The following is a 5,619-nucleotide window of genomic DNA, read 5'->3' as shown; positions in this document are numbered from 1 at the left end:
TTCGGCAGCGAGGAGCAGAAGCAGCGGCTGCTGCCGGGGATGCTCGGCGGCGAACTGCTCGGCGCGTACTGCCTCTCCGAGCCGCAGTCCGGCTCCGACGCCGCGGCGCTGCGCACCAGCGCCGTCCGCAGCGGCGACACCTACACGGTCAACGGCACCAAGGCCTGGATCACCCACGGCGGCCACGCCGACTTCTACAGCACCCTGGTCCGTACCGGGCAGCCCGGCCCGGCGGGCATCAGCGCCCTTCTGATCGACGCGGGGACGCCGGGGCTCAGCGCCGCGCCGCCGGAGCGCAAGATGGGCATGAAGAGCTCGCCCACCGCGCAGATCCACTTCGACGGGGCCCGGGTGCCCGCGGACCGGCTGGTCGGCGAGGAGGGGCAGGGCTTCTCGATAGCGCTCTCCGCCCTGGACTCCGGGCGGCTGGGCATCGCCGCCTGCGCGGTGGGGCTGGCGCAGGCGGCCCTGGACCAGGCCGTGGAGTACGCCAGGAACCGGCGCCAGTTCGGCCGCCCGATCGCCGACTTCCAGGGGCTGTCCTTCATGCTCGCCGACATGGCCACCCAGGTCGAGGCCGGCCGGGCGCTCTACCTCGCCGCGGCGCGCCGCCGCGACGCGGGGCTGGCCTTCACCAAGCAGGCGGCGATGGCCAAGCTGTTCTGCACCGACGCCGCGATGCGGGTCACCACCGACGCCGTCCAGGTCCTCGGCGGCTACGGCTACACCCAGGACTTCCCCGCAGAGCGCTATATGCGCGAGGCCAAGGTGCTGCAGATCGTCGAGGGCACCAACCAGATCCAGCGGATGGTCATCGGCCGCCGTCTCACCGGCGGCACCGGCCGCTGACGGGGCCGCCCGGACACGGCGGGGGCCCCGCCGGGCACGATGCCCGGCGGGGCCCTCCGGCTGCCGCCCGCGGCCGGGGCGCGGGGCGCCGCAGGGCCGGGGCGGTACGGGTCGGAAGTACGGCGGCGGCACCCGGCCGCCGCCGGGGGTCAGCGCCGCTGTGCGGCCGGGTGCGCCTGGACCGGTACCCGGACCGGGCGCGAGCCGGGGCCTCCGACGTGGGAGAACGGCTGGGTGCGCCAGTCGAGCTCCGCCGGCAGCGCCAGCAGGGCCTCCAGATCGGGCTCGGCGTCGAAGTCCGGGTCCTCCTCCAGCTCCGGCGCCTCGTCGACCGGACGGTCCGAGCCGGGGCAGACCGCGGAGGCGAAGGGATTCCATGCACTGCGCAGCACGGCGTGCTGCGGGAAGCGCTCCTCGTCGCCGAGCAGCGCGATCGGGCGGTCGCACTCGGGGCAGCGCAGCCGGACGATCTCCCAGGTGTCCGCCTCGCCGGGGTCGGTGCCCCGGAACATCTCGAAGGCGGGGCCGCCGGCGGTGTGCCCCGGCGTGGGTTCCTCGCCGGGCTCCGGCTCCTCGGCGCGCGCTTCCGCCTCGGTGCCGCGGATACGCCGGTCCAGTACAGGCATGTTCATCCCCCTCGGGTGGGCCAGACCACCACGGTCATGACCATAGCCAGCATTTCCCTGCTGGTGCCCCACATAATCCTGCAGGTTGACGCACCATCATGCATCGGGTGTGTCCTTGGTCACACGGCCCGCGGATGTGCGCCCGCCGTGCGCCGCCGACCGCCCCTGCGCCGCCCCGGCCGCGGCCCGCCCGCCGGTCACCGCCCGTCCTCCGCCAGCTCGGCCGCCACCGCCCGGCGCAGCTGCTCCAGCCGCCGGGGGAGCGGCTCCCAACCGGGCGAGCCGGCCAGCTCCACATTGAGATCGGCCACCGTGCGGGTGTAGGCGCGTGCCAGCCCGCGCGGCATCAGCGGCATGCCCGGCGGCCGCCGTCTGGCCCGCCCCTCGGCGTCCACCACCCCCGCGTGGTTGCCCCGCACCGACACCCAGAGGGCGTCCACCCGGCCCTGCGCCGCCGCGACCAGCTGCCCGCGGACCGGCAGCCACCAGCGCAGCGCCGCCCGGGTGCCCGCGGACAGCGGCAGCACCTCGGTGCGCGGCGGACTCACCGAGCGGGCCTGCGGATGCCGGACCACCCGGACCTCCTCCAGCTCCTCGCCCAGATCGCCCAGCCGCAGGGCGCACAGCTCCCCGGCCCTGGCTCCGGTGTCGAGCACCACCCCCACCAGGGCGAGCAGCCGCAGCCGCCCCGGGTCGGCGCGGTGGCGGATCGCGCCGTCCGCCAGGGACCGCAGCATCAGCCCGCGCCGCCGGGCGTCCACGACCGGCCTGGGCTCCGGCACCTCGGGCCGCTGCGGCAGCTCCAGCGGCACCCCGGCGGCCCGGGCCACGATCGCCAGGCAGTCGGCCCGCACCCGCATGCTGGCGTCCGAGGAGCGCTCCGGATCCGGCACCGCCCGGCGCCGCAGCTCCCCGCGGGCGGCCGACTCCAGATAGCCGGCCACCGCCCGGGGCTCCAGCAGACCGCCCACCGAACCACCCGCGCCGGCCGGCAGCGCCCCCCGCGCCACGGCACGGGAGAGCTCCCCCACCACCCAGCGCAGCTGCCGCGCCCGGGCGGCGCTCACGTCGGGCCGCTCCACCAGCCCCTCGACCAGCCGCTGAAGCTCGGCGACCCCACGCGCCGGCGGCGTCTCGCGCTGCGAATCGGACATGACCAGGACCCTAGACAGTGCCACCGACAACGCTCCCCGCCACAGGCCCGGGAGCGCCCGCGGCAGCGCCGGACGGCGCCCGCCGACCGGCCCCGCGCCCGCAGGCGGGGCGGCCCGCCCGTCCCGGGTCCGCCCGCCGAGTCGGCATCCGGGCGCGCCGCCCAGTAGGTTGGCCCCTTGTGGAGGATCTCGACCGTCAGATCGTGCAGTTGCTCGTCCAGGACGGGCGGATGAGTTACACCGACCTGGGGAAGGCCACCGGCCTCTCCACCTCGGCCGTGCACCAGCGGGTGCGCCGGCTCGAACAGCGGGGGGTGATCCGCGGCTATGCCGCGGTGGTCGACCCGGAGGCGGTGGACCTGCCGCTCACGGCCTTCATCTCGGTGAAGCCGTTCGACCCCAGCGCGCCCGACGACGTCCCCGAGCGGCTGGCGGGCGTGGAGGAGATCGAGGCCTGCCACAGCGTCGCCGGCGACGAGAACTACATCCTCAAGGTCCGGGTGGCGGGCCCCGGCGACCTGGAGCGGCTGCTGGCCCGCATCCGTACCGAGGCCGGCGTCTCCACCCGCACCACGGTGGTGCTCAGCACTCCGTACGAGGCCCGCGCGCCCCGGCTGTGACCGGCGGGCGGGCGCCCGGCAGACTGGGGCCATGACCGATCGCACCACCCGTACCGTGCTGCTGCGCGGCGGCAACGTCCACAGTCCCGCAGATCCCTTCGCCACCGCCATGGTGGTGCAGGGGGAGACCGTCGCCTGGATCGGCTCGGAGGGCGCCGCGGACGCCTATGTCGACGGTGCGGACGAGGTGGTGGACCTGGCCGGGGCCCTGGTCACCCCCGCCTTCGTGGACGCCCATGTGCACGCCACCTCGACCGGCCTGGCGCTCACCGGCCTGGACCTCACCGGCTGCCCCTCGCTGGCCGAGGCGCTGGCCCGGCTGGAGCGGCAGGTCAAGCAGGAGCAGGCGCACGGCCGCCTGGGCACGCCCGGGGACGGGGTGCTGATCGGCCACGGCTGGGACGAGACCGGCTGGCCGGAGAACCGCCCGCCCACCCGGCAGGAGCTGGACGCCGCAGCCGGCGGCGCGGCGGTCTACCTCTCCCGCACCGACGTCCACTCCGCCGTCGCCTCCACGGCCCTGCGCGCCCTGGCCGAACCGGCGACGGGGCTGTCCTCCCTCCCCGGCCACCACCCCGACGGCCCGCTCAGCCGCGACGCCCACCACGCGGTCCGCCGTACCGCGCTGGCCCGGCTCACCCCCGGGCAGCGGCGCGACGCCCAGCAGGCCACCCTGGACCGGGCGGCGTCGCTGGGGATCGGCGCGCTGCACGAGTGCGCCGGCCCCGACATCTCCTCCGCGGACGACCTCGCGGGGCTGCTGGCGCTGGCCGCCGAGGGCGGCGGCCCCGAGGTGTTCGGCTACTGGGGCGAGCTGGGTGCGGTCGACACCGCGCGCAGCCTGGGCGCGGTCGGCGTCGGCGGCGACCTCTTCGTGGACGGCGCCCTGGGCTCTCGTACGGCGTGTCTGCACCAGGCCTACCTGGACGCCCCGCACACCGGCGCCGCCTATCTCACCGCCGAGCAGGTGGCCGGCCATGTGGCGGCCTGCACCGAGGCGGGACTGCAGGCGGGCTTCCACGCCATCGGCGACGCGGCGCTCTCCGCGGTGCTGGAGGGGGTCCGCACAGCCGCCGGACGGGTCGGCCTTGAGCGGGTCCGGGCGCTGCGGCACCGGGTGGAGCACGCGGAGCTGCTGGACGACGCCTCGGTGGCGGCCTTCGCCGAACTGGGCCTGGTCGCCTCGGTGCAGCCGGCCTTCGACGCCGCCTGGGGCGGCGAGGACGGCATGTACGCCCGGCGGCTGGGAGTGGAGCGGGCGCGGCAGCTCAACCCCTTCGCCCGGCTGCTGAGGGCCGGTGTGCCGCTGGCCTTCGGCTCGGACGCGCCGGTGACGCCGCTGGACCCCTGGGGCACCGTGCGGGCCGCCGCCTTCCACCGCACCCCGGAGCACCGCATCTCGGTGCGGGCCGCCTTCACCGCCCACACCAGGGGCGGCTGGCGGGCCCTGGGCCGGGACGACGCGGGGGTGCTGGTGCCGGGTGCGCCGGCCTGCTTCGCCGTCTGGCGGACGGGCGAACTGGTCGTCCAGGCCCCGGACTCGCGGGTGGCGGGCTGGTCCACCGACCCCCGGTCGGGCACGCCGGGTCTGCCGGACCTCTCGCCCGGCCGCCCGCTGCCCGAGTGTCTGGCCACGGTGGTGCGCGGCCGGGTGGTGCACGGCTCGCTCTGAACCGGTCGCGGAGGGGCCGCCGGCGAAGATCCCCTGCGGCCGATCGGGTGGTGCGGGATACCTCCCTAGAGCGTGGCGTACGGGTCGCCCGGCGCCCCCAGAGCCTCCATGACCTGCTGTTTTCTGCTGTACACGCAGGTCAGGCCGCAGTTGACAGACGACGGTCGGCTACGAGTAGGTTCGACGCCGTCCACCTCCGGGGTTGCCCCCCGCAGGTCGCCCGACCGGAACACCTCCACGCCAAAACCCGTGACCGCAGCTGGGCCAACGGGCAGCGCCCCCGGGGGCGCCGCCGACAGGCAGCCAGGTCCAGCGTCGCGGCGCGGGGAGCGTGGGAGCCGGCAGGCCAACCGGGTCCGGCTGGGCAGGTGCGACCCGGGCGGGGGCCGGACGCTCAGTAGACAACGGCTCTCGGTCGCCCCGCAGCCGGCGGGCGCCAGGTCGGACCGAAGGGCGTCCGGTCCCTGACCCGCCGCGTGCGGGCCACGGGCCCCCGCGCCGATCATCCGTGCGGTCCCGGTTCCCGTCCGTGCCGCTCAGCGTTGTACCGTCGTCGCACGTCGCCGTGTCCGGTCGGCGCACCAGACCCCGTCCGACGAGAGAGGCGGCGCGCGTGGCCATGCCCGTGGACCCCCTGCTCGGTGAGCCGGCCGTGGCCGGCCCCGCCACCACCGAGGCAGCCCGGCCCCCGGCGCCCG

The 5,619-nt window shown here is 76.7% G+C and carries 5 protein-coding genes; 3 read left to right on the top strand and 2 right to left on the bottom strand.

Translation table 11 applies throughout. The features are described 5' to 3' along the window. Positions 1-849, top strand: an 849-nt coding sequence (locus AOK09_RS07940) for an acyl-CoA dehydrogenase family protein (RefSeq protein ID WP_055586409.1), incomplete at its 5' end; no start/stop codon positions are given. Positions 850-998: 149 nt separating this feature from the next. Here the strand turns inward: AOK09_RS07940 and AOK09_RS07935 are convergent. Further along, the gene (locus tag AOK09_RS07935; protein WP_245687172.1) at positions 999-1,481 is read right to left on the bottom strand and encodes a hypothetical protein; all 483 of its coding nucleotides are present in this window, start codon (positions 1,479-1,481) and stop codon (positions 999-1,001) included. A 191-nt stretch (positions 1,482-1,672) separates the two neighbouring features. After that, positions 1,673-2,629: a tyrosine-type recombinase/integrase gene (locus AOK09_RS07930; RefSeq protein ID WP_055586408.1), complete on the bottom strand. Its 957-nt coding sequence runs from the start codon at positions 2,627-2,629 to the stop codon at positions 1,673-1,675. A 179-nt stretch (positions 2,630-2,808) separates the two neighbouring features. Between AOK09_RS07930 and AOK09_RS07925 the strand changes: the two genes are divergently transcribed. Continuing rightward, positions 2,809-3,249 (top strand): Lrp/AsnC family transcriptional regulator, encoded by a 441-nt coding sequence (locus AOK09_RS07925; RefSeq protein WP_055586407.1) that lies wholly within the window; start codon positions 2,809-2,811, stop codon positions 3,247-3,249. A gap of 31 nt (positions 3,250-3,280) precedes the next feature. Next, positions 3,281-4,921, top strand: a complete 1,641-nt coding sequence (locus tag AOK09_RS07920; RefSeq protein ID WP_055586406.1) for an amidohydrolase — start codon at positions 3,281-3,283, stop codon at positions 4,919-4,921. Positions 4,922-5,619: the final 698 nt, after the last annotated feature.

The sequence above is a fragment of the Peterkaempfera griseoplana genome, assembly GCF_001418575.1.
Classification (GTDB): Bacteria; Actinomycetota; Actinomycetes; order Streptomycetales; family Streptomycetaceae; genus Peterkaempfera; species Peterkaempfera griseoplana.
This window is presented reverse-complemented; position numbering and strand designations above follow the sequence as displayed.